Genomic DNA, 23751 nt, shown 5'->3' on the forward strand with positions numbered 1-23751 from the left:
CCATGTGGCTCCCGGCAGCTGCGAAGCCCCGGACGTGTTCAACCCGGCCAAACTCGGTCCGCTCACGCTGCGTAACCGGGTCATCAAGGCCGCCACCTTCGAGGCCCGCACACCTGACGCGTTGGTGACCGATGACCTGATCGAGTACCACCGGCTGCCGGCCGCGGGCGGGGTCGCCATGACCACCGTCGCCTATTGCGCGGTCTCCCCCGGCGGACGCACCGGCGGCAACCAGATCTGGATGCGCCCGCATGCGGTGCCGGGACTGCGCCGGCTCACCGAGGCGATCCACGCCGAGGGGGCGGCGATCAGCGCCCAGATCGGCCACGCCGGCCCGGTGGCCGACGCCCGCTCCAACCAGGCGACCGCGCTGGCTCCGGTGCGGTTCTTCAATCCGATCGCTATGCGGTTCGCCCAGAAGGCGACCCGCGAGGACATCGACGATGTGCTGGCCGCGCACGCCCATGCCGCCCGGCTGGCCGTCGACGCCGGCTTCGACGCCGTCGAAATCCATTTGGGGCATAACTATCTGGCGAGCGCGTTTCTGTCTCCGCTGCTCAACCGGCGTGATGACGAGTTCGGCGGTTCGTTGCAGAACCGGGCGAAGGTAGCTCGCGGATTGGTGATGGCCGTGCGCCGCGCCGTCCGGCAGCAGGTCGCGGTGACCGCCAAGCTCAACATGACCGATGGCATCCGCGGCGGCATCACAGTCGACGAGGCACTGACCACCGCCAGGTGGCTGCAGGACGACGGCGGGCTAGACGCGATCGAGCTCACCGCGGGCAGCTCGCTGGTCAACCCGATGTATTTGTTCCGCGGCGACGCGCCGGTTAAGGAGTTCGCCGCCGCGTTCAAACCACCGCTGCGCTGGGGCATCCGGATGACCGGCCATAGGTTTTTCCGCGAATACCCCTACCGCGATGCCTATCTGTTACGCGAGGCTCGGTTGTTTCGCGCCGAGCTGACAATCCCGCTGATTCTGCTGGGCGGCATCACCAACCGAACGACCATGGACCTGGCGATGGCCGAAGGGTTCGAGTTCGTCGCGATGGCTCGGGCGCTGCTCGCCGAGCCCGACCTGGTCAATCGGATCGCGGCCGAAGGCAGCCAGGTGCGGTCGGCGTGCACACACTGTAATCAGTGCATGGCCACGATTTATCGCCGCACTCACTGTGTGGTCACCGGGGCTCCATAGCGTCCAGATTGACGCCACCGTGAAGAAGTGCAACCCATTGTGCCGGAAATCCGGTTGACTTCCCCGCGCGAATCCGGCTCAAGCACTATTGACCGCGCGCAGCATAATTTGAACCGATGAGTCGACCCCATCCACCGGTGCTGACAGTTCGGTCCGATCGGTCGCAGCAATGCTTCGCCGCGGGCCGCGACGTGGTTGTCGGGAGTGATCTTCGTGCCGACATGCGCGTGGCGCACCCGCTGATCGCCCGTGCACACCTGTTGCTGCGCTTCGATCGGGGCAATTGGATCGCGATCGACAACGATTCGCAGAGCGGGATGTTCGTCGACGGCCAGCGGGTGTCGGAAGTCGACATTTATGACGGCCTGACTATCAACATCGGGAAGCCCACCGGGCCGTGGATCACCTTCGAGGTCGGCCATCACCAGGGCATCATCGGACGGCTGTCACGCACCCCGTCGTCGCGTCCCGGCTCACCGATCTAGCCCCCTGCCAAGCACAGCCCGTGCGCCGCCGCAAAGGCCACGGCTTGGTCGACGTCGACACGCGCACCCACCAACGACGCGGTCCGCCACAATACCGGGTCCACGGTCGCGCCCCGCAAGTCGGCGTCATCCAGCCGGGCGCCCGTGGTACGGGCACCACTGAGGTCGGCGCCGCGCAGCACGCACTTGCGCAAGTCGGTATCCACCAGGCTGGTCTCTCGCAACCGGCAGCCGGTCAAGTTGAGACCACGCAGATCATTTCCGCCGAGCACGGCGAGCGTGAAATCCACGTCGTCCAACGTCAGCGGCCGCAGCCGGCAAGCCACGAAGACCGAGCCCAACATGCTGCACTGGGCAAATGTGCTGTGCCACAGTGTCGTCCGTTCGAAGGTGCAATTACGAAACGCCGACCCTCGGTGTTGTGACTCGGCCAGATTCACGCCGCTGAAATCGCATTCGCTGAACATCGCCCGTTCGGTGTGCAGGCGGCTAAGGTCCTCGTCGCGGAAGTCTCGACCGGTGAATTCGCAATCAACCCACTGCTGCAACGCTTTTCAACCGCCCGCAGGAGACAGGGTGGCCAGCGCGTATTCGCTCACCGCGATCAGTGCATCGGTCGCCGACCTGCGATTGCGGGCGTCAACATTGATCACCGGAATGTGTGCGGGCAGCGTCAACGCGTCGCGCACCGCGCTAACCGGATACCTTGGCGCGCTGTCGAACTCGTTGATGGCGATCAAGAACGGCAGGTTGCGGTGTTCGAAGAAGTCGACCGCCGCAAAGCTGTCCTGCAGACGCCGGCAGTCGACCAAGACGATCGCCCCGATGGCACCACGCACCAGGTCGTCCCACATGAACCAGAACCGGCGCTGGCCCGGGGTACCGAATAGATAAAGCACCAGATCCTCGCCCAAGGTGATGCGGCCGAAGTCCATCGCCACCGTGGTGCTCCGCTTGTCGGGAGTGGCCTCCAGCATGTCGACGCCGGCGGAGGCATCGGTGACCATCGCTTCGGTGCGCAACGGCATGATCTCCGAAACAGCGCCGACGAATGTGGTCTTGCCGGACCCGAATCCGCCCGCGATGACGATCTTCGTCGACGCGGTGCCGGATGCCTCAGAGTGCTTTAAGGCCACGCAGGGTCCTTCCTATGAGTTCGTGGCGTTCGTCGCGGGTCGATCGGTCGGTCAAGGTCGCGTGCACCCGAAGGTAACCGGACGTGACCAGATCACCGACCAGCACACGCGCCACACCCACCGGCAAATCCAGCCGAGCCGAGATTTCCGCGACCGACGGACTGCCAATGCACAATTGCAAGATCCTGCGTCGCATGTCGTAGGCCGGCCAGCGGCCAGCCGGTCCCGCCGGCAGGGTCTGCACCGGCGCCTGAAGCGGAAGGTCGACGTCGGTACCGGTACGTCCGGCGGTCAGCGTGTAGGGGCGGACCAGGCCCGCCTTCGGTCTATCGCCGGCAGGATTGAACAACGCCGCCCACCCGCTCGACAAGGATGGCCATCTCATAACCGATCTGGCCGATATCGCATCCGGTCGCGGCCAGCGCCGCCAGCGCCGACCCGTCTCCCACCTGCATCAACAGCAGGTAGCCGTTCTGCATCTCAACCACCGACTGCAGCACCTGCCCGCCGTCGAACAGTTGCGCGGCGCCGCCGGCCAGGCTGGCCAGCCCGGACGTCACCGCGGCCAACTGATCGGCGCGTTCGCGTGGTAGATGTTCGCTGGCCGCCACGGGAAGCCCGTCGACCGACACCAGCAATGCATGGGCCACCCCGGGAACCTCGCGGGCGAACTTCGACACCAGCCAGTCAAGCGGGCTGTCCGGCAAGCGGGCTTTCATTGCTGATTGGGTCCCTGACTGCTCTCGCGGGCATGCGACCGCCCGGTGCGCACGCCGCCGAAATGGCTGCTGATGGAGGCACGAACCGCGTCGGGGTCGCGTACCGCAGCCGCGTGCCGCGGCGCTCGGCCGGGATGAAGTCCGCCGTTGGATGCTAGCGCTGCACCCGGATGCTCCCGATCGGGTCCCTCAGGCACCGCCGCCCCCGGCACTAACCGGGCCCCGGGTTCGCGCACCGGCAGGCCGTAGTCCGTGCGGGACTGCACGGGCTTGTCCGCGGCCTCGGCGGCCGCCGACCAGCCGTGGTCCCACACCGACTTCCAGTCCAGATCGGGGCTGTGGGCCAGCTCGTGCGGGTCACCCACCATCTCGGAGAGCATCCGCCGGTAGATGACGTCGTCATCAACCGGGCCCGCCGGTGGCGCGGGTTTGGCGGGCGGCGGCGCCGGTCGCGGTTCTGGTGCGGGCGGTTGTTTGGGCTCCTGTTGAAACCTATCCTCCCACCAGGGTGTTTTCAGCTCGCGCCGCCGCTGCTGCATCGGCTGGGCCGGGACGTCGGCGATGCCACTGGACCCCGGGGTACGGCGCGGGAGCAACGTGACCGGTGGTAGCGGCCCGATGGCGGCGGGAACGTCCGTCGGATCGGCCGCCGCGGGTTCAGGACACGGCGGCTTGATCGCAAATACCCGCGGCTTTGGCGGCTGCGCTGGGGCCGTCCCCTCGAGCACGGCTAGCGGCAGGTAGACCTCGGCGGTGGTGCCGGTGCCCTGTTCACCGGTCACCGGACCGCGCAGCCCGACTCGGATGCCGTGCCGACCGGCCAGCCGGCCGACTACGAACAGACCCATGTGCCGGGCACTATCCGGGGTGACCTCACCGCCGGCCCGCAGCCGCATATTGGCCATCCGCCGATCGGCATCGGTCATGCCCAGGCCGGAATCCGAGATTCGCAGCAGAACACTGCCTTCGCTGCCGATTGCGGCGGCAACCCGAACGGGTGTGGTCGGTGACGAGTAGCGCAACGCGTTGTCGATCAGCTCGGCAAGCAGATGAATGACGCCACCAGCCGCTGCGCCGACTACCGCACAGTCGGGTACCCTCGCGATGTCGACGCGGCGATAGTCCTCGACCTCTGACACGGCGGCGCTGATCACGGTTGACAGCGGCACCGGCTCGCGGTGGTCACGGGTAATCTGCGCACCGGCCAGCACCAGCAGGTTGGCGCTGTTGCGGCGCAGCCGGGCGGCCAGGTGATCGAGCCGGAAAAGGCTGTCGAGTCGGGCGGGATCCTCCTCGTTGCGCTCCAGTTGGTCGATGACCGACAGCTGCTGGTCGACCAGGGAACGGCTACGCCGCGACATGGTCTCAAACATCTCGTTGACCAGCAGTCGCAACCGCGTTTCCTCGCCGGCCAGCAACAGGGCCCGGGTGTGCAGCTCGTCGACCGCATGCGCGACCTGACCGATTTCCTCGGTGGTGTACACCGCCAGTGGCTCGGGGATCGGCTCGTCGCCGGCGCGGACCGCCGCGATCTCGCCGTCGAGATCGGTATGAGCAACCTTGAGCGCCCCATCACGCAGTACCCGCATCGGCCCGACCAGCGTGCGCGCCACCACCAACACGACGACGATCGCGGTCGCGATGGCGGCCAACACCAGCACGGCGTCGCGAATCGCGGCATCCCGCCGGTCGGTGGCCTGGCTTTGCACCGACTTCGTCACCGCCTCGGTGGTGTCGGTGATCACCTGCTCGGCAATGTCGCGGGTGATCTGTATCGAGTGCAGCAGCTCTGGGTTGTTGACCAGTGCAACGGCCGGATCGGACATGATCGCCATCCTGGTCACCATTTGCTGCTGCAGATTCTTGGTGTCCGGCGAGCCTGCACCGAGCGCCGCGCTCATCCCGAACAGCGTCGAGGGTTCGGTGCCGGCCAGGGTAACCATCGCGCTGCGCAGTTGCGGCTCGGCAAGGTCGGCGCCGCGAGTCACCAGGATCTCCTGCATCGTCATCTGCCCGCGGGCGCCAACGGCTCGGCTCAAACCCTGCACCTGGGTTCGGATTTGCTCGCTGTCAACCCGCACCGACGCGTCAATCACGTTCTGGGCCGTCAACAGCAGCGGCGCGTAGGCGGTGACCCGATCCCGCAAGCCGATGCTGTCGGCCAGCACCTTATCCAGCAGCGCCTGACCGCCGTTGAGCAGCGTGTTCACTCCCGACCGCACGTCTGCGATGACGTCGGTGTCGGCCAGTCGCGTCTGCAGCTCGTACTTGCGGGCGGTGAAGTTTTTCTGCGCCCCCTCCACATCGTGTCCGGTCGAGCTGGCCAGCACGGCGACGTCCAGCGCCGACATGTATTTCGTGATCGCGGGTATCATTTCGGCGCGCGCGGCGACCAGCCGCAGGCCGCTGGTGCTGGCCATCGCAGCCTCGACCCGCAATCCTGCTAACACCATCGCCACTACCAGCGGCAGAAGCGCGATCGTGAACACTTTCCATCGGACCGGCCAGTTGCGCGGCGACCAGGACGGCGGGCGTTGCTGAGGTTTGCCGCGGGCCGGTTGAGCCGGGGCGGAAATATCAGAAGCGGCCGCCGCGACCGGGATGGTCGGGCGGGCGAACATGGTCACGTGGCCGCGGCCGTGCCACCGGCCGCACCCTTATGCAGCGCTCGAAAAACGGAGAGACTCATAGACTTCCTGCTCATGCCTTGATGCCGTCCGCCCCAGCCGGCCGGGCGCGGACGTAAACAACTGGCAATCCGACGAGTATGACAGCCCACGGCCGAGGTCTCCACCGCTGTCACCGAGCATGTCACCGGACAGGCCGGCAAACGGGCACCGGGCGCTTTGCCATGATCGGCGGATGTTCCGGCTGCTGTTCGTATCTCCGCGTATCGCCCCCAACACCGGCAACGCCATCCGGACGTGCGCCGCAACCGGCTGTGAACTGCATCTGGTCGAGCCGCTCGGCTTCGACCTGTCCGAACCCAAGCTGCGACGGGCCGGGCTGGACTACCACGACCTGGCCTCGGTCACCGTTCATGCCTCGCTCGCGCACGCCTGGGAGGCGCTGTCGCCAGCGCGGGTGTTCGCCTTCACGGCGCAGGCGACGACGTTGTTCACCAACGTCGGCTACCGGGCCGGTGACGTGTTGATGTTCGGGCCCGAACCCACCGGCCTGGACGAGGCCACCCTGGCTGATACGCACATCACCGGGCAGGTGCGCATTCCGATGCTGGCGGGCCGGCGCTCGTTGAACCTGTCCAACGCCGCAGCCGTCGCGGTCTACGAGGCCTGGCGTCAGCACGGCTTTGCCGGGGCGGTCTAGTCGCGACCAAGGTGACACCGAACCAGCCGGTATGCGCACAACGAAGCTCATCGGCGTCGGGCGCCGGACAGGAGCACCCAACCGGTGACAGCACACCGAACGCAACCCGGTCGATCACATCGGACCACGACATCCCGGGAAAATCGATGCCGGTGAGCTTGCGCGTCCAGCTACCACCACCGTCAGCGGTGACACCTTCACCGGCAACAACGGCAGCGCAGGCGCAGCTGTCAGCGGCGGCGCGCAGCGAAGGCGTTGCGGTCAATGAATCTGCCGCAAACCCCACGCCCGTTGGCCCATATTGCGCTAGCATCCGGGTGTTGTGATCTCGCAGGTTGCGTGTTGGCAGCCTGGGGGTGGGTTGTGATGTCGTTTGTCGTAGCAGTCCCGGAGGCATTGGCGGCGGCCGCGTCGGATGTGGCGAACATCGGTTCTGCGCTAAGTGCCGCGAATGCAGCGGCAGCCGCCGGCACAACGGGGCTACTGGCAGCCGGTGCCGACGAGGTCTCGGCCGCCCTGGCGTCGCTGTTTTCCGGGCACGCTGTGAGCTACCAACAGGTCGCGGCCCAGGCGACGGCGTTACACGATCAGTTTGTCCAGGCCTTGACCGGTGCCGGCGGATCGTACGCCCTCACCGAGGCCGCCAACGTCCAGCAGAATCTGCTGAACGCAATTAACGCGCCCACTCAGGCGCTGTTGGGGCGCCCGTTAATTGGCGACGGGGCTGTCGGCACCGCCAGCAGCCCCGACGGGCAAGATGGCGGTCTGCTGTTCGGCAACGGGGGCGCCGGCTACAACAGCGCCGCCACGCCCGGAATGGCCGGCGGCAACGGCGGCAACGCCGGATTGATCGGCAACGGCGGTACTGGCGGGTCGGGCGGTGCCGGCGCGGCCGGTGGCGCCGGCGGCAGCGGCGGCTGGTTGTACGGCAACGGCGGAAACGGCGGCATCGGCGGGAATGCGATCGTCGCGGGCGGTGCCGGCGGCAATGGGGGCGCTGGCGGCGCCGCCGGATTGTGGGGCAGTGGCGGCAGCGGCGGCCAAGGCGGCAACGGTCTGACCGGCAACGACGGCGTGAATCCGGCCCCCGTCACAAACCCCGCGCTAAATGGCGCCGCCGGCGACAGCAATATCGAGCCGCAAACCAGCGTCCTGATCGGCACCCAAGGCGGTGACGGCACGCCCGGGGGTGCTGGCGTCAACGGCGGCAACGGTGGCGCGGGCGGAGACGCCAATGGCAACCCCGCAAACACCTCGATCGCCAACGCAGGCGCCGGCGGGAACGGCGCCGCCGGCGGTGACGGCGGTGCCAATGGCGGTGCGGGCGGCGCCGGCGGGCAGGCCGCGTCCGCCGGTAGTTCCGTCGGCGGTGACGGCGGCAACGGCGGTGCCGGCGGTACGGGCACGAACGGGCACGCCGGCGGTGCGGGCGGCGCCGGCGGTGCCGGTGGTCGCGGCGGGTGGCTGGTCGGCAACGGTGGCAACGGTGGCAACGGTGGCAACGGTGCCGCCGGCGGCAACGGCGCCATCGGCGGTACCGGTGGTGCCGGCGGCGTCCCCGCCAACCAGGGCGGTAACAGCGCCCTAGGCACCCAGCCGGTCGGCGGCGACGGCGGCGACGGCGGCGACGGCGGCAACGGGGGCACCGGAGGCACCGGCGGGCGTGGCGGCGACGGCGGATCCGGCGGCGCGGGCGGCGCGAGCGGTTGGTTGATGGGCAACGGCGGCAACGGCGGCAACGGCGGCACCGGCGGCTCAGGCGGTGTCGGCGGCAATGGCGGCATCGGCGGTGACGGCGCCGGCGGCGGAAACGCCACGAGCACGTCGAGCATCCCCTTCGACGCCCACGGGGGTAACGGCGGCGCTGGTGGCGACGCTGGTCACGGCGGAACGGGCGGCGACGGCGGTGACGGGGGGCATGCCGGCACCGGTGGACGTGGCGGGTTACTGGCCGGCCAGCACGCCAACTCCGGCAATGGCGGTGGCGGCGGTACCGGCGGTGCCGGGGGCACCCATGGCACCCCCGGCAGCGGCAACGCAGGCGGCACCGGCACCGGTAACGCTGACAGCACAAACGGCGGGCCAGGCAGCGACGGCCTCGGCGGGGACGCGTTTAACGGCAGTCGCGGCACCGACGGCAACCCCGGCTAATTACCAGCCGTTCCAGTGCGTCACGCTCTCGGCCGGCAGCCGCTTGGCCGGCCGGAAGTCGATGCCTTGTGTGTAGGCGATCGGAAGCAGCCCGCCTTGGCTGTATTCGTCGTAGGGAATGCCGAGCACGTCGGCCACCTTGTGCTCGCCGTTGTCGAGCAGGTGCAGCGTCGTCCAGCACGAACCCAGCCCGCGGGAGCGCAGCGCCAGGCAGAAGCTCCACACCGCCGGGAACAGTGAGGCCCAAAACGACACTCCACCCACCGCCGACCCGTCTTCCCGGCCCTTCAGACAGGGGATCAGCAGCACCGGCGCCTGGTGCATATGCTCGGCGAGATAGGTCGCCGAATCGCGGACCCGCCCCATCCGCTCGCCGCGGGTGTCGCCGTCGGGGTACTCGGGCGCCGGCCCGCTGAGGTAGCCCCGGGCGTTGGCCAGGTAGACGTCGGCGATCGCCTTCTTCTTGGCGGCGTCCTCGACGAACACCCACTGCCAGCCCTGGGAATTGGAACCGGTGGGCGCCTGCAGCGCCAGCTCGAGGCATTCCATCAGCACGTCGCGTGGCACCGGCTTGTCGAAATCGAGACGCTTGCGCACCGAGCGGGTAGTGGTCAGGACCTCGTCGACGGACAGGTTGAGGGTCATGTGGGCAGGCTACCGTTGGGCCATGAGCGTCGAACTGACACAAGAGGTTTCTGCCAGGCTCACGTCCGACCTTTACGGGTGGTTGACCACCGTCGCCCGATCGGGGCAGCCGGTTCCGCGGCTGGTGTGGTTCTACTTCGACGGGACCGACCTGACGGTGTACTCCATGCCTCAGGCGGCCAAGGTCGCCCACATCACCGCCCATCCGCAGGTCAGCCTGAACCTGGACTCCGACGGCAACGGCGCCGGGATCATCGTGGTGGGCGGGACGGCGGCGGTGGTGGCCACCGATGTCGACTGCCGCGACGACGCGCCGTATTGGGCCAAGTACCGCGAGGATGCCGCGAAGTTCGGGCTGACCGAGGCGATCGCCGCCTACAGCACCCGGCTGAAGATCACCCCGACCCGGGTGTGGACGACGCCCACGGGCTGAGCGGGCTGGCCCCCGCTCGCCGCCAGAGTGAAATCCACGACGCGTTTGCGGCGTGTCGCGTCGCCCGTTTCACTGTCGGCGCAGAGGTTCACCGGAAGTCGCGCGAGCGCGCGCCGACCGCCAGGGTGAGGCGGCCCATCCGTTCGGCGACGACGGTGATTGCGCCGCTGGCGTTTTGGACCTGGCCGCGGATCAGCAGCGCCGGCGCCGTGTGCGCGAGCTTGCGGTGTCGCGCCCACACCCCGGGCGTGCAGAGCACGTTGACCATCCCGGTCTCGTCTTCGAGGTTGATGAACGTCACCCCCTGGGCCGTGGCGGGTCGCTGCCGATGAGTCACCGCGCCGGCGATCAGCACGCGGTCGCCGTCGGACACCGATCCCAGCCTCTCGGCGGGCAGCACCCCCATCGCGTCCAGGTCCGCCCGCAGGAACTGGGTCGGATAGCTGTCCGGGGAGACGCCGGTGGCCCACACGTCGGCGGCGGCCAGCTCCAGCTCGCTCATCCCCGGCAGCGCCGGGATGTGCGACGACGAGCCCACCCCGGGTAACCGGTCCGGCCGGCCCGTGGCCGCGGCCCCGGCCGCCCACAGCGCCTCCCGCCGAGACATGCCGAAGCAGCCCAGCGCCCCGGCCGTCGCCAGCGCTTCGACCTGCGGCACGGAAAGCTGCACCCGCGACGTCAAGTCCGGCAGGGAGGTGAACGGGCCGTTGGCTGTTCGCTCCGCGACCAGCTTCTCGGCCAGCTCGGCGCCGAGGTAGCGGACGGCGCCCAAGCCCAAACGCACCTCCGTTCCGGCGTTCTCACACGTGGCGTGCGCCAGGCTGGCATTGACACACGGGCCGTGCACCGCCACGCCGTGCCGGCGGGCGTCGGCCACCAGCGACTGCGGCGAATAGAAACCCATCGGCTGGGCGCGCAGCAGCGCCGCACAGAACGCCGCCGGGTGGTGCAGCTTGAACCACGCCGAGTAGAACACCAGCGACGCGAAACTCAGTGCGTGGCTCTCGGGGAAGCCGAAATTGGCAAACGCCTCCAGCTTTTCGTAGATCCGGTCGATCACCTCGTCGGGGGCGCCGTGCAGCGCGCGCATGCCGTCGTAGAACCGGCCGCGCAGCCGGCGCATGCGTTCGGTGGAGCGTTTGGACCCCATGGCGCGGCGCAGCTGGTCGGCCTCGGCGGCGGAAAAGCCGGCGCAGTCGACCGCCAACTGCATCAGCTGCTCCTGAAACAGCGGCACTCCCAGCGTCTTTCGCAATGCCGGCGCCATCGACGGGTGCTCGTAGATGACCGGGTCGACGCCGTTGCGCCGCCGGATGTAGGGGTGCACCGATCCGCCCTGGATGGGCCCGGGGCGGATCAGCGCCACCTCCACCACCAGGTCGTAGAACACTCGCGGCTTAAGGCGCGGCAGGGTGGCCATCTGCGCACGTGACTCCACCTGGAACACGCCGACGGAATCGGCGCGGGCCAGCATCTCATACACCGCCGGCTCGGAGAGGTCGAGGCGGGCCAGGTCCACCTCGATGCCCTTGTGCTCGGCCACCAGGTCTTTCGCATAGTGCAGCGCCGAGAGCATGCCCAGCCCGAGTAGGTCGAATTTCACCAAGCCGATTGCCGCGCAGTCGTCTTTGTCCCATTGCAGGACGCTGCGGTTGGCCATGCGCGCCCATTCCACCGGGCACACGTCGGCGATCGGGCGGTCGCAGATGACCATGCCGCCGGAGTGGATGCCTAGGTGCCGCGGCAGGTTGCGGATCTGGGTGGCCAGGTCGATCACCTGCTCGGGGATGCCGTCAACGTCGTCGGCCTGCCCGGTCCAGTGACCGATCTGCTTGCTCCACGCGTCCTGCTGGCCCGGCGAGAAGCCCAGGGCGCGGGCCATGTCACGCACCGCGCTGCGCCCCCGGTAGGTGATGACGTTGGCGACCTGGGCGGCGTAGTCGCGGCCGTATTTGTGGTAGACGTACTGGATGACCTTTTCGCGCTGATCCGACTCGATGTCGATGTCGATGTCGGGTGGCCCGTCGCGGGCGGGCGATAAGAAGCGCTCGAACAACAGCTCGTTGGCCACCGGGTCGACGGCGGTGACGCCCAGGGCATAGCAGACCGCGGAGTTGGCCGCCGATCCCCTGCCCTGACACAGGATGTCGTTGTCCCGGCAAAACCGGGTGATGTCGTGCACCACCAGGAAGTAGCCCGGAAATCTCAGTTGGGCAATGACTTTCAGCTCATGCTCGATCTGGGAGTACGCCCGGGGCGTGCTCTTGGGCGGCCCGTAACGCTCGCGGGCGCCCGCCAGGACCAACGACCGCAGCCAGCTGTCCTCGGTGTGCCCGTCGGGAACATCGAACGGCGGCAGCCGCGGCGCGATGAGCTGTAGGCCAAAGGCGCACCGCTCGCCGAGCTCGGCGGCCGCGGTCACCGCCTCGGGGCACCACGCGAACAGCCGGGCCATCTCCTCGCCGGACCGCAGGTGCGCCCCACCCAGCGGAGCCAGCCACCCGGCCGCGGAGTCCAGCGACCGCCGGGCCCGGATGGCCGCCATCGCCATCGCCAGCCGCCCACGTGACGGATCCGCGAAGTGCGCCCCGGTGGTGGCGACGATGCCGACACCGAAGCGCGGCGCCAGTCCGGCCAGCGCGGCGTTGCGTTCGTCGTCGAGCGGGTGACCATGATGGGTCAGCTCGATGCTGACCCGGCTGGGGGTGAACCGGTCCACCAGATCGGCCAGCGCCCGCTGCGCCGCGGCCGGGCCACCCTGGGAAAGCGCTTGGCGCACATGGCCTTTGCGGCAGCCAGTCAGGATGTGCCAGTGCCCGCCGGCGGCCTCGGTTAGCGCGTCGAAGTCGTAGCGCGGCTTACCCTTTTCGCCGCCGGCCAGATGCGCCGCCGCCAGTTGCTGCGACAACCGCCGGTAGCCTTCCGGGCCGCGGGCCAACACCAGCAGGTGCGGGCCGAGCGGATCCGGCCGCTCGGTGCGAGCCGTGGCCCCAGTGACAGCTCGGCGCCGAAGACCGTGCGCACGTCGAGTTCCGCGGCCGCTTCGGCGAACCGCACCGCCCCGTACAGGCCGTCGTGGTCGGTCAGCGCCAGGGCACACAGATCCAGCCGGGCGGCCTCCTCGACCAACTCCTCGGGCGTGCTGGCCCCGTCGAGGAAGCTGTACGCCGAATGCGCATGCAGCTCGGCATACGCGACGGACGATCCGACCCGTTCCCGGCCCGGCGGCTGGTACGCCCCGCGCTTGCGGGACCGTGGGACGTCCCCATCCGCGTCGAACGCCGGCACCCCGGCATGGCGCGGCTTGCCGTCTAGCACCCGTTCCATTTCCGCCCAGCTCGGCGGCCCGTTGCTCCACCCCACATTCCACAGTGTATCGAACAATTGTTCGATACAGCGCAGTTGTTCAGCACATCTTCACCTGCGAAACATGTTCTTAACCGTTTGGGCCTTCTGCTTCCGGTGCGGTCCGGCGGACACTTATACCTGGGGTCGCAAAACGACGGTGGGGACTTGTCATGGCACAACTGACGGCACTGGATGCGGGTTTTCTCAAGTCCCGCGATCCGGAGCGGCACCCGGGCCTGGCGATCGGCGCAGTTGCCGTCGTCAACGGTGCCGCCCCCAGCTACGACCAGCTCAAAACGGTTCTCACAGAACGGATTAAGTCGATACCTCGATGTACCCAGGTGTTGGCGACCGAGTGGATCGACTATCCGGGATTCGACCTCACCCAGCACGTGCGACGGGTGGCGCTTCCCCGGCCCGGCGACGAAGCCGAGCTGTTCCGGGCCATCGCGCTGGCACTGGAGCGTCCCCTCGACCCGGACCGCCCGCTGTGGGAATGCTGGATCATCGAAGGCCTCAACGGCAACCGCTGGGCGATCTTGATAAAAATCCACCATTGCATGGCCGGCGCCATGTCGGCGGCCCACCTGCTGGCCAGGCTCTGCGACGATGCCGACGGCAGTGCCTTCGCTAACAATGTTGATATCAAACAGATTCCGCCGTATGGCGATGCGCGGAGCTGGGCCGAAACGCTGTGGCGAATGTCCGTCAGCATCGCTGGCGCCGTCTGCACGGCCGCGGCACGCGCCGTCAGCTGGCCGGCAGTGACGTCACCGGCCGGCCCGGTTACCACCAGGCGGCGGTACCAAGCGGTGCGCGTTCCCCGCGACGCCGTCGACGCCGTGTGCCACAAGTTCGGGGTGACCGCCAACGACGTCGCGCTCGCGGCCATCACCGAGGGCTTCCGAACGGTTCTGCTGCACCGCGGCCAGCAACCGCGCGCCGACTCACTGCGTACCCTGGAGAAAACCGATGGCAGCTCGGCCATGCTGCCCTATCTCCCCGTCGAGTACGACGACCCGGTGCGGCGATTGCGCACCGTGCACAACCGGTCACAGCAGAGCGGCCGTCGTCAACCCGACAGTCTGTCGGACTATACGCCTCTCATGTTGTGCGCCAAGATGATTCACGCGCTAGCTCGGTTACCGCAACAAGGCATCGTCACCCTGGCGACCAGTGCACCCGGGCCACGCCACCAGTTACGGCTGATGGGCCAGAAGATGGACCAGGTGCTGCCCATCCCGCCCACCGCACTGCAGCTGAGCACCGGGGTCGCGGTCCTCAGCTACGGCGATGAGCTGGTGTTCGGCATCACCGCTGACTATGACGCCGCGTCCGAAATGCAGCAGCTGGTCAACGGTATCGAACTGGGTGTGGCGCGTCTGGTGGCGCTCAGCGACGATTCCGTGCTGCTGTTTACCAAGGATCGGCGTAAGCGTTCATCCCGCGCACTCCCCAGCGCCGCGCGGCGGGGGCGGCCCTCTGTGCCGACCGCCCGAGCGCGTCACTGACGCCATCTCCGTCGGCGTTGACCCCCGTGAGAGGGTGGGTCGTGCGCAAGTTGGGCCCGGTCACCATCGATCCGCGCCGCCATGACGCGGTGCTGTTCGACACCACGTTGGACGCCACCCAGGAACTGGTCCGGCAACTCCAGGAAGTCGGTGTGGGCACCGGCGTCTTCGGTAGTGGCCTAGACGTTCCGATCGTAGCGGCCGGCCGTCTGGCGGTGCGGCCGGGCCGGTGCGTGGTCGTCTCGGCCCACTCGGCGGGCGTCACGGCCGCACGCGAAAGCGGATTTGCGCTGATCATCGGTGTCGACCGCACCGGGTGTCGGGACGCATTGCGTCGCGACGGCGCCGACACGGTGGTCACCGACCTAAGCGAGGTCAGCGTGCGCACCGGGGACCGACGCATGTCGCAGCTGCCCGACGCGTTACAGGCACTCGGCCTGGCCGACGGCCTGGTCGCCCGGCAGCCCGCGGTGTTCTTCGACTTCGACGGCACGCTGTCCGACATTGTCGAGGATCCCGACGCGGCCTGGCTCGCCCCCGGTGCCTTGGAGGCACTGCAGGAGTTGGCCGCGCGCTGTCCGATCGCGGTGCTCAGTGGCCGCGACCTGGCCGACGTGACACAGCGGGTGGGTCTGCCCGGCATCTGGTATGCCGGCAGCCATGGTTTCGAATTGACCGCACCCGACGGAACGCACCACCAGAACGACGCCGCGGCGGCAGCCATACCGGTGCTGAAACAGGCGGCTGCCGAGCTGCGCCAGCAACTTGGACCCTTCCCGGGTGTTGTGGTGGAGCACAAGCGGTTTGGCGTCGCCGTGCACTACCGCAACGCGGCCCGGGACCGGGTCGGCGAAGTCGCCGCGGCGGTGCGCACGGCCGGGCAGCGTCATGCGCTGCGGGTGACGACGGGCCGCGAAGTCATCGAATTGCGTCCCGATGTTGACTGGGACAAGGGGAAAACGCTGCTGTGGGTTCTTGACCATCTGCCGCATTCGGGCTCGGCTCCCCTGGTGCCGATCTACCTCGGCGACGACATCACCGACGAGGACGCTTTCGATGTGGTCGGCCCCCATGGTGTTCCAATTGTGGTGCGCCACACCGACGACGGTGACCGCGCCACCGCCGCACTGTTTGCGCTGGACAGTCCCGCACGGGTCGCGGAGTTCACCGATCGGCTGGCGCGTCAGCTCCGTGAGGCTCCCCTGCGGGCAACGTGAGACGCGGTGCCGCCGCGGGCGATACGCTCCGACCGTCAACGAGGAGGACGGCCATGTGGTTTGCATTGGTGAACCCGGAGATGCTGGCCGCGGCGGCGACAGACTTGGGCGGCATCAGGTCAGGGATCAGCGCCGCCTATGCGCGTCCTCTGCGGTGACCTGGCTGGTAGCTTAGGCACGTCTTTATCGACACCGGGTGCTGCCAGAGAACTCGAGACGCGGCACAGGTCGGCACCATGAGGCGGCGTGCAATGACGAAGATGGACGAGGCTAGCAATCCGTGCGGCGGGGACATCGAAGCTGAGATGTGCCAGTTGATGCGCGAGCAACCACCCGCCGAAGGCGTCGTCGATCGTGTCGCGCTGCAACGCCATCGAAACGTTGCGTTGATCACGCTGAGCCATCCGCAGGCGCAGAACGCACTCAACCTGGCGAGCTGGCGTCGGCTGAAGCGGCTGCTGGACGATCTCGCCGGCGAATCGGGGCTGCGGGCGGTGGTGCTGCGGGGCGCCGGTGACAAGGCGTTCGCCGCGGGTGCCGACATCAAGGAGTTTCCGAACACCCGCATGAGCGCCGCGGACGCCGCGGAGTACAACGAGAGCCTGGCCGTCTGCCTGAGGGCGTTGACCACGATGCCGATCCCAGTCATCGCGGCGGTCCGGGGGCTCGCCGTCGGTGGCGGCTGTGAGCTGGCGACGGCCTGCGATGTGTGCATCGCGGCCGACGACGCGCGCTTCGGCATCCCGCTGGGCAAGCTCGGCGTCACGACGGGCTTCACCGAGGCGGACACCGTCGCGCGCCTCATCGGTCCGGCGGCGCTGAAGTATCTGTTGTTCAGCGGAGAACTGATCGGCATTGAGGAAGCCGCCCGCTGGGGATTGGTGCAAAAGGTCGTCGCACCACAGGATTTGGCGGCCGCGACGGCTACACTGGTCGGCCAGATCTGTCGGCAGTCCGCGGTGACCATGCGTGCGGCGAAGGTGGTCGCCAACATGCACGGCCGAGCGCTGACCGGCGCCGACACCGATGCGCTGATCCGGTTCGGTGTCGAAGCCTACGAGGGGGCGGACCTACGCGAAGGGGTGGCGGCCTTCAGCCAGGGACGCCCACCCAAATTTGATGATTAGCGCCATGACCGATGCTGACAGTGCGGTCCCTCCCCGACTCGACGAGGCCGCGATCTCGAAACTCGAGCTGACCGAGGTCGCCAACCTAATCCGCACCCGGCAGCTGACGTCGGCAGAAGTGACCGAGTCGACGCTGCGGCGTATCGAAAGGCTTGACCCACAGCTGAAGAGCTATGCCTTCGTCATGCCGGAAACTGCGCTAGCGGCGGCACGCGCCGCCGACGCCGACATCGCGCGCGGCCACTACAAGGGTGTCCTGCACGGTGTACCGATCGGCGTGAAGGATCTCTGCTACACGGTCGACGCCCCGACCGCGGCCGGCACCACCATCTTTCGTGACTTTCGCCCGCCATACGACGCGACGGTTGTCGCGAGGTTGCGCGCTGCCGGCGCGGTGATCATCGGCAAGCTGACCATGACGGAAGGGGCTTATCTTGGCTATCACCCCAGTCTGCCGACCCCGGTCAATCCCTGGGACCCGACAGCGTGGGCGGGAGTGTCCTCGAGTGGCTGCGGCGTGGCCACCGCGGCGGGATTGTGCTTCGGCTCGATCGGGTCGGACACCGGGGGGTCGATTCGCTTTCCGACGAGCATGTGCGGCGTCACCGGGATCAAACCGACGTGGGGCCGGGTCAGCCGTCACGGCGTCGTCGAACTCGCGGCAAGTTACGACCACGTCGGGCCGATCACCCGTAGCGCTCACGATGCGGCGGTATTGCTCGGTGCTATAGCGGGATCCGATATCCACGATCCCTCGTGCTCGGCGGAGCCCGTCCCGGACTATGCCGCCGACCTCGCTTTGACACGGGTTCCGCGTGTCGGGGTGGACTGGTCGCAGACGACGTCGTTTGACGAGGACACCACGGCGATGCTGGCCGATGTCGTCACAACGCTCGACGACATCGGATGGCCCGTCATCGACGTCAAGCTGCCCGCGCTTGCGCCGATGGTGGCAGCGTTCGGAAAAATGCGCGCGGTCGAAACGGCGATCGCGCATGCCGACACCTACCCGGCGCGCGCCGACGAGTACGGGCCGATCATGCGCGCAATGATCGATGCCGGACACAGGCTGGGTGCGGTGGAATATCAGACGCTGACCCAGCGGCGTCTGGAATTCACGCGATCGCTGCGTCGCGTGTTCCACGACGTGGACATCCTGCTGATGCCCAGCGCCGGAATTGCCTCGCCCACACTGGAAACCATGCGCGGGCTCGGACAAGATCCGGAGCTGACCGCCAGACTGGCGATGCCGACAGCACCGTTCAACGTCAGCGGTAATCCGGCGATATGCCTACCGGCGGGAACGACGGTGCGCGGAACGCCGCTCGGCGTCCAGTTCATCGGCCGTGAATTCGACGAGCACTTGCTCGTCCGAGCCGGCCACGCATTTCAGCAAGTCACCGGGTTTCATCGCCGACGCCCGCCGGTGTGAAAAACCCTCGGCCGCAAAAGGCTTGCGAATGTCGCACGGAAGGCCGCGGCGAATCGCTTTGCTGGTATGTTTACGAACACAATCTGTGGCCATCAAGGGAGGACGCGTTGAGCATTAGCGCGGTTGTTTTCGACCGTGACGGTGTGCTCACCAGCTTTGACTGGACACGTGCCGAGGAGGATGTGCGGCGAATCACGGGCCTACCATTGGAGGAGATCGAACGCCGCTGGGGTGGGTGGCTCAACGGATTGACTATCGACGACGCGTTCGTTGAAACCCAGCCAATTAGCGAGTTTCTCTCGAGCCTGGCGCGCGAGCTCGAGCTCGGTTCGAAGGCAAGGGACGAGCTAGTGCGCCTCGATTACATGGCATTCGCCCAGGGATATCCAGACGCGCGTCCAGCCCTTGAAGAAGCCCGGCGCCGTGGCCTCAAGGTCGGTGTTCTCACAAACAACAGCCTGTTGGTCAGCGCCCGCAGCCTCCTTCAGTGCGCCGCTCTGCACGACCTCGTCGACGTCGTGCTGAGTTCGCAGATGATCGGAGCTGCCAAGCCTGACCCGCGGGCCTATCGAGCGATTGCGGAAGCCCTCGGCGTCTCGACAACGTCATGCCTGTTCTTCGACGACATCGCCGACTGGGTTGAGGGCGCACGGTGCGCGGGCATGCGTGCGTACCTCGTGGACCGTTCCGGACAAACTCGGGACGGCGTCGTTCGCGATTTGTCCAGCCTTGGAGCGATCCTGGACGGCGCGGGACCATGACTGAACGTGACCGAGCTGGATATCGCCGACAGGGACGCCTCATTGGTTACTCTCTTCGACCAGCCGCAGTGCACTTAGGATGGCAGCCTTAACTACCGTCGCCGAGCAGTAAAGTGTCTTGGCAATCCACAACGGCGCGTATGGCGGTTCGCAGTGTTGCGATAGCCACCCACCCGCGCGACTGATCTGCGCCGACAAGGATGTGCCGCTGTGCCTCTGCCAATGTGCCAGAGCTTGAATGCAATATGCTGTCTCTTCCGCAGTCGCTTGGCCGTCGAAAAATCCCCACGAGCCATCGGGCCTCTGCGTATTAAGAATCCACCCAATCGCATCTGAGCATAGGGCGTCATCATAGTTACTGGCAGCACATATCAGATGCGCAGTCGTATAATATGCCGATCGGTGCCACTTATCCCGCCAGCAGAACCGTCCAGGCTCCTTGCTTGATCGGATGAATTCCAGAATCTTTCGTACTTGTGGATGACATTTGTCGTAGCCCGCCTGCTTCAACGCGCCGAGCACGTGGATGTTTGTCGATATCGAGGGGCCGACTTCGTGAAAGTAGGTACGGAACCAATCGGCGTCTTCGAATTGTAATACGGCTCCGATATCCGGTGACCGTCCAAACTTCGACAAAACATCGTAGGCCACACTTGTGGTGTCACAATCTTCCAAGGTGGAATTTCCTGTCCACCCCACACCTCGACCACGGACCCAATGTTGTTCGACATGGTCAAGATAGGGTAGGTAGGTACGAACGATCTCAGGATCGGACAAATCAATATCCGCACGCGAGAGATTCCATAGAGACCAAACAATTTCAAAAATCTCGGCTTGATAGAAGGCCGGCGCACCGCCATCGCCGGCTTGAATTATCGATGAGATGTACGCCAAGGCCCGCTTGTCTCCTGGTTTAACATGTAACGCGAAGTAGGCTGACGCTGATGGCGAATACTTGACCGATCCATTTGTCTCCTGCAAGTTATCGACATCCAACATACCGACACCGTCTTGGCCGGCCAGTTCTACGGAGAAAGCTGCGGTGATATGTTTATTGATTTTGCTTCCGCCGAGTTTTCTCAACTTCTGCTCACGCACTCCGACAAGCTCGCCGAGGATGGATTCCTCGTGGCAAATGGCAAGGCCAAGTCGCGCCGCCTCAGCCATCAGCGTAGGTGCGATTAACTCAAACCCGACGGTTGCGTCTTTTATATCAAGTTGAGGGCCTTCGAAAGCACCCGAGGTAAGGTTCTTCAGGGCTAGCAAGCCTTTTTCAACTTGCGCTGCGCGCCTCCGACGATGCTTATTCGACGTGAGGCTGATCATGGCCGCCAAAGTGGAGAGCAGTCGATCTTCGTAGCAGAAAGGGAACTCGGCTCCCCATGAGCCGTCAGGAAGCTGGCGCTCGCAAAGCCAGTTGAGGGCGAGGTCGCTTAGCTCATCATCGAGCTGGCCCAGCTTCGCGACCCACGCGGTGTCATAGGCTGTGCTCGAGATGCCGTTGCCTAGTGCCGCTTTCGCTAGCAGAGTCCTGAAAGTCTCCATACCATCAGCCCTCCGCGAACCAGATTCCATCATGAACACAACCCACACCGAAAACTCTGTCAGGCTGGGCTCGATATCTGTTGCGCAGTACATTGAGCTGATCGGCCGACATCGCTGAATAGTCAGGTTTGGGCCGGAAATGACGGAGATAGATATGATCGTACAAGATCCTCCGGAGCGTTGTTTCGGTCATATAGTATGAGGGAGCAACGGTGAAGTATAGACTCGTTTTTCCTGAGCTGAGCAGCGGAAAATCGAAAGTGCTGAAACGCCCAAATCCGATGAACATGTCAGCCTTGTCAACATACTCGCCGTAATAACCTTCGATAATCTCTCTCCGCGTGGGAGGTTTACCATGCGTTTCGTTCCACGAGATAGAAAACTGCGCAACAGACTCAGCCGCATCGTTGCCAAAAACACCGAAGCATAGTCTGTGTTCAGTGTTGGATGACGTAGAGATTGTTAGGTCATCGAATGACTTGACAACGGCTGCCCCTTGCGCGGTCGAAGGCAATCTTTTCTTATAATCACCATAAAAAAGAACGTGGACCTCGTGTTCTTTATAGAACGACAGAATTTCCTCGTCGTTGGCAAGCAAGGCCATCCCTTCGAGCGCCTGTACGATATATCGATCACCACGATCCAGAAGATCGTCGCTAAAGATTGGCGAGATTACTGTTTCGATGCCGTGATCGAAGAGCATCTTCAGAATACGAATTGATTGACGCAAGGCGGCCTGCTGATAATCGTCGTACTGCGGATTACATTCGAGGTGAAACCAGCGGCGTGTGCCATCGAAGGGAAAGACGGATACCTTCGGTCCACGGCAACGTACAATCTCTGCTACGGATACTAGAGGAAGATCCAAGAATTCTTTTTCGCTAACCAAGTTCATGCTTCCTCTTAATAACTATCGCCGGAATCAGGATGGTCTTCGGGTCCAGGGACTTCATGTAGTGCGTTAAGTAGTGATTTGCATCTTATGCGGATTGCGGGGCCGGTGAGTCCGTGGCTGGAAAGGATGTGGTCGCGGCTGGCGTGGGGAATGTAGGCCGGTGGCAGTCCCAGTGTGTAGGTGCGCGTCCGCGGGTGTGTCCGCCCGATGTGGTGGCTAAGGTGCGCGCCGATTCCCACGTCGGCAATCGCATCTTCGACACACACGGTGATCCGATGGCGGCCAGCCAGCTCGGTCAGTGCCGGGCTGATTGGCCAGACCCATTGTGGATCAACGACTGTCACCCCGATCTGCTCCTCGCTGAGGCACCGGGCGGCGTCCATGCATGGTCGACTCATGGCACCCACTGCGACCAAGAGCACGTCGGGTCGCCAATGCGGTGGTGGTGTATGCAAGACGTCGAGGCCACCGATGGTGTGTTCGGCCGTGATCGGTTCGCCCGGCGCCCCTTTGGGGAAACGCACGGCGGTGGGAGCCGCGGTCGCGATCGCGGTACGCAACTGTTGTCGTAGCCGAGGCGCGTCGCGCGGACAGGCGATCTGAAACCCGGGCACGCAGGCCAGCAGCGCCAGATCCCACAAACCGTGATGGCTGGGTCCGTCGGGCCCAGTTACCCCAGCCCGGTCCAGCACCAGCGTCACGGGTAACCGGTGCAGCCCGATGTCGAACAGAAGTTGGTCAAAGGCGCGGTGCAGAAACGTCGAGTACACCGCGACAACGGGATGGGTTCCCGCGGCAGCTAGCCCGGCCGCGCTGGCCAACAGGTGTTGTTCGGCGATGCCCGAATCGAACACCCGATGCGGGTATCGCCTCGACAGCGCGCCTAGACCAGTGGGCAGACGCATCGCCGCGGTCAGCCCGACGACGTCGGATCGGTCGTCAGCAATGCGCGCGATTTCGTCCTCGAACACGTCGGTCCAGCTCCGCTGACTGGGTGTGCTAGCGAGGCCGGTGGCAATGTCGACCACCCCGCAGGCGTGCATATGGTCCCTCTCGTCAGCTTCGGCTGGAGGATAACCCCGGCCCTTACTAGTCACTGCGTGAACAACAACGGGCCTAGCTGCCGCGGCCGCTTTTCGTAGAACCGCGCACGTGTCGGGGATGTTGTGCCCATCGACCGGACCGATGTAGGTAAATCCCATGTTCTCAAAGAGGTTCGGCCCTCGGGGTGTGCCGACGCGAAGTTCTTCTAGGTGTGCCGCAAGAGCCCCAGCGGTGGGGTCGTAGGAGCGGCCATTGTCATTGAGCACGACGATCACGGGCCGGGTAGCGGCACCGAGGTTGTTCAGGCCCTCCCATGCCACGCCCCCGGTGAGGGCGCCATCACCGATCACCGCGATGACACGTCGGTCGCATTGCCCCTGCAGGGCCAATGCTTTGGCGATGCCGTCCACCCAGGCGAGGCTGACCGAGGCATGGGAGTTCTCGACCCAGTCATGTGGCGATTCATGGCGGTTGGGATACCCCGATATACCATCGGCCTGGCGCAGCGTGGCGAAGTCTTTACCGCGGCCGGTGAGCAGCTTGTGCGGATAGGTTTGGTGCCCGGTGTCGAACACCACGATGTCGTGTGGCGAGGTGAACACCCGATGCAATGCGATGGTCAGCTCTACCATGCCAAGTCCCGCGCCGAGATGGCCACCGGTAGCCGTCACTGTTTCTATGAGCCGCCGACGCATCTGCACGGCCAGCTCTGGCAGCTGGCTTTCGGGCAATGCCTGCACATCGCAAGGTCCGCCGATCGCGGTAATCAAGTCCCCGCGT

At 66.0% G+C, this 23751-nt stretch carries 19 protein-coding genes and 2 pseudogenes; 11 read left to right on the forward strand and 10 right to left on the reverse strand.

Annotated elements, in window-relative coordinates; translation table 11 throughout:
* Positions 1-4 precede the first annotated feature (4 nt).
* Both MCAN_RS17815 and MCAN_RS17820 read left to right on the forward strand, forming a co-directional pair.
* Positions 5-1195: an NADH:flavin oxidoreductase gene (locus MCAN_RS17815; RefSeq protein WP_003900033.1), complete on the forward strand. Its 1191-nt coding sequence runs from the start codon at positions 5-7 to the stop codon at positions 1193-1195.
* A 116-nt stretch (positions 1196-1311) separates the two neighbouring features.
* Positions 1312-1680, forward strand: a complete 369-nt coding sequence (locus MCAN_RS17820) for an FHA domain-containing protein (RefSeq protein WP_003417765.1) — start codon at positions 1312-1314, stop codon at positions 1678-1680.
* On the opposite strand, the gene mfpA is transcribed toward MCAN_RS17820, so the two are convergent.
* From mfpA to MCAN_RS17845, 5 genes are read right to left on the reverse strand one after another with little or no spacing between them, the layout of a single operon-like run.
* Positions 1677-2228, reverse strand: coding sequence for a pentapeptide repeat protein MfpA (gene mfpA / locus MCAN_RS17825; protein WP_003417767.1), 552 nt, complete (start codon positions 2226-2228; stop codon positions 1677-1679). The two genes, MCAN_RS17820 and mfpA, sit on opposite strands and share 4 nt — an antisense overlap.
* 6 nt (positions 2229-2234) lie before the next feature.
* A complete protein-coding gene (locus MCAN_RS17830; RefSeq protein ID WP_003417769.1) occupies positions 2235-2816 on the reverse strand; it encodes a GTP-binding protein in 582 nt (193 codons plus the stop codon).
* Entirely contained in the window at positions 2797-3165 is a 369-nt protein-coding gene (locus MCAN_RS17835; protein ID WP_003417772.1) for a DUF742 domain-containing protein, read from the reverse strand. The genes MCAN_RS17830 and MCAN_RS17835 overlap by 20 nt, the downstream gene beginning before the upstream one ends.
* Positions 3143-3535: a serine protease inhibitor gene (locus MCAN_RS17840; protein WP_003417776.1), complete on the reverse strand. Its 393-nt coding sequence runs from the start codon at positions 3533-3535 to the stop codon at positions 3143-3145. Before MCAN_RS17840 ends, MCAN_RS17835 begins: the two co-directional genes overlap by 23 nt.
* On the reverse strand, positions 3532-6162 hold the full coding sequence (locus tag MCAN_RS17845; protein ID WP_003900676.1) for a sensor histidine kinase: 2631 nt from the start codon (positions 6160-6162) through the stop codon (positions 3532-3534). Before MCAN_RS17845 ends, MCAN_RS17840 begins: the two co-directional genes overlap by 4 nt.
* A 235-nt stretch (positions 6163-6397) precedes the next feature.
* Between MCAN_RS17845 and MCAN_RS17850 the strand changes: the two genes are divergently transcribed.
* Together MCAN_RS17850 and MCAN_RS17855 are read left to right on the forward strand one after the other, a co-directional pair.
* Complete coding sequence (locus MCAN_RS17850; RefSeq protein ID WP_003417878.1) at positions 6398-6862, forward strand: tRNA (cytidine(34)-2'-O)-methyltransferase; 465 nt, start codon at positions 6398-6400, stop codon at positions 6860-6862.
* A gap of 366 nt (positions 6863-7228) precedes the next feature.
* Positions 7229-9013 (forward strand): PE family protein, encoded by a 1785-nt coding sequence (locus tag MCAN_RS17855; protein ID WP_014001708.1) that lies wholly within the window; start codon positions 7229-7231, stop codon positions 9011-9013.
* Here the strand turns inward: MCAN_RS17855 and MCAN_RS17860 are convergent, their stop codons facing one another.
* On the reverse strand, positions 9014-9658 hold the full coding sequence (locus MCAN_RS17860) for a nitroreductase family protein (protein ID WP_014001709.1): 645 nt from the start codon (positions 9656-9658) through the stop codon (positions 9014-9016).
* 22 nt (positions 9659-9680) lie between these two features.
* Between MCAN_RS17860 and MCAN_RS17865 the strand changes: the two genes are divergently transcribed.
* Complete coding sequence (locus MCAN_RS17865) at positions 9681-10091, forward strand: TIGR03667 family PPOX class F420-dependent oxidoreductase (RefSeq protein WP_003912209.1); 411 nt, start codon at positions 9681-9683, stop codon at positions 10089-10091.
* An 88-nt stretch (positions 10092-10179) separates the two neighbouring features.
* On the opposite strand, the pseudogene dnaE2 reads toward MCAN_RS17865, so the two are convergent.
* Positions 10180-13454, reverse strand: a pseudogene (gene dnaE2, locus MCAN_RS17870) (error-prone DNA polymerase DnaE2).
* A 155-nt stretch (positions 13455-13609) separates the two neighbouring features.
* Between dnaE2 and MCAN_RS17875 the strand changes: the two are divergent.
* The 6 genes and pseudogenes from MCAN_RS17875 (at position 13610) to MCAN_RS17895 (ending at position 19487) form a co-directional block, all read left to right on the forward strand.
* Positions 13610-14950 carry a diacyglycerol O-acyltransferase gene (locus MCAN_RS17875; protein ID WP_003417889.1) on the forward strand — a complete coding sequence of 447 codons (1341 nt, stop codon included), beginning with the start codon at positions 13610-13612 and terminating at the stop codon, positions 14948-14950.
* A gap of 41 nt (positions 14951-14991) precedes the next feature.
* Positions 14992-16167: a trehalose-phosphatase gene (gene otsB / locus MCAN_RS17880; RefSeq protein ID WP_014001710.1), complete on the forward strand. Its 1176-nt coding sequence runs from the start codon at positions 14992-14994 to the stop codon at positions 16165-16167.
* Between the two features lie 53 nt (positions 16168-16220).
* Positions 16221-16310, forward strand: a pseudogene (locus MCAN_RS21940) (PE domain-containing protein); the annotation flags it as partial.
* Positions 16311-16484: 174 nt separating this feature from the next.
* Positions 16485-17294: an enoyl-CoA hydratase/isomerase family protein gene (locus MCAN_RS17885; protein ID WP_198408425.1), complete on the forward strand. Its 810-nt coding sequence runs from the start codon at positions 16485-16487 to the stop codon at positions 17292-17294.
* 4 nt (positions 17295-17298) lie between these two features.
* The gene (locus MCAN_RS17890) at positions 17299-18726 is read left to right on the forward strand and encodes an amidase (protein WP_014001713.1); all 1428 of its coding nucleotides are present in this window, start codon (positions 17299-17301) and stop codon (positions 18724-18726) included.
* Between the two features lie 107 nt (positions 18727-18833).
* Complete coding sequence (locus MCAN_RS17895; RefSeq protein WP_014001714.1) at positions 18834-19487, forward strand: HAD family hydrolase; 654 nt, start codon at positions 18834-18836, stop codon at positions 19485-19487.
* A 39-nt stretch (positions 19488-19526) separates the two neighbouring features.
* Here the strand turns inward: MCAN_RS17895 and MCAN_RS17900 are convergent, their stop codons facing one another.
* From MCAN_RS17900 to MCAN_RS17910, 3 genes are read right to left on the reverse strand one after another with little or no spacing between them, the layout of a single operon-like run.
* Complete coding sequence (locus tag MCAN_RS17900) at positions 19527-21032, reverse strand: type B diterpene cyclase (protein WP_014001715.1); 1506 nt, start codon at positions 21030-21032, stop codon at positions 19527-19529.
* A gap of 4 nt (positions 21033-21036) precedes the next feature.
* On the reverse strand, positions 21037-21927 hold the full coding sequence (locus tag MCAN_RS17905; protein WP_014001716.1) for a diterpene synthase: 891 nt from the start codon (positions 21925-21927) through the stop codon (positions 21037-21039).
* 8 nt (positions 21928-21935) lie between these two features.
* Positions 21936-23741, reverse strand: a complete 1806-nt coding sequence (locus tag MCAN_RS17910) for a 1-deoxy-D-xylulose-5-phosphate synthase (RefSeq protein ID WP_080624407.1) — start codon at positions 23739-23741, stop codon at positions 21936-21938.
* Positions 23742-23751 lie beyond the last annotated feature (10 nt).

Source organism: Mycobacterium canetti CIPT 140010059, assembly GCF_000253375.1.
Taxonomy (GTDB): Bacteria; Actinomycetota; Actinomycetes; order Mycobacteriales; family Mycobacteriaceae; genus Mycobacterium; species Mycobacterium tuberculosis.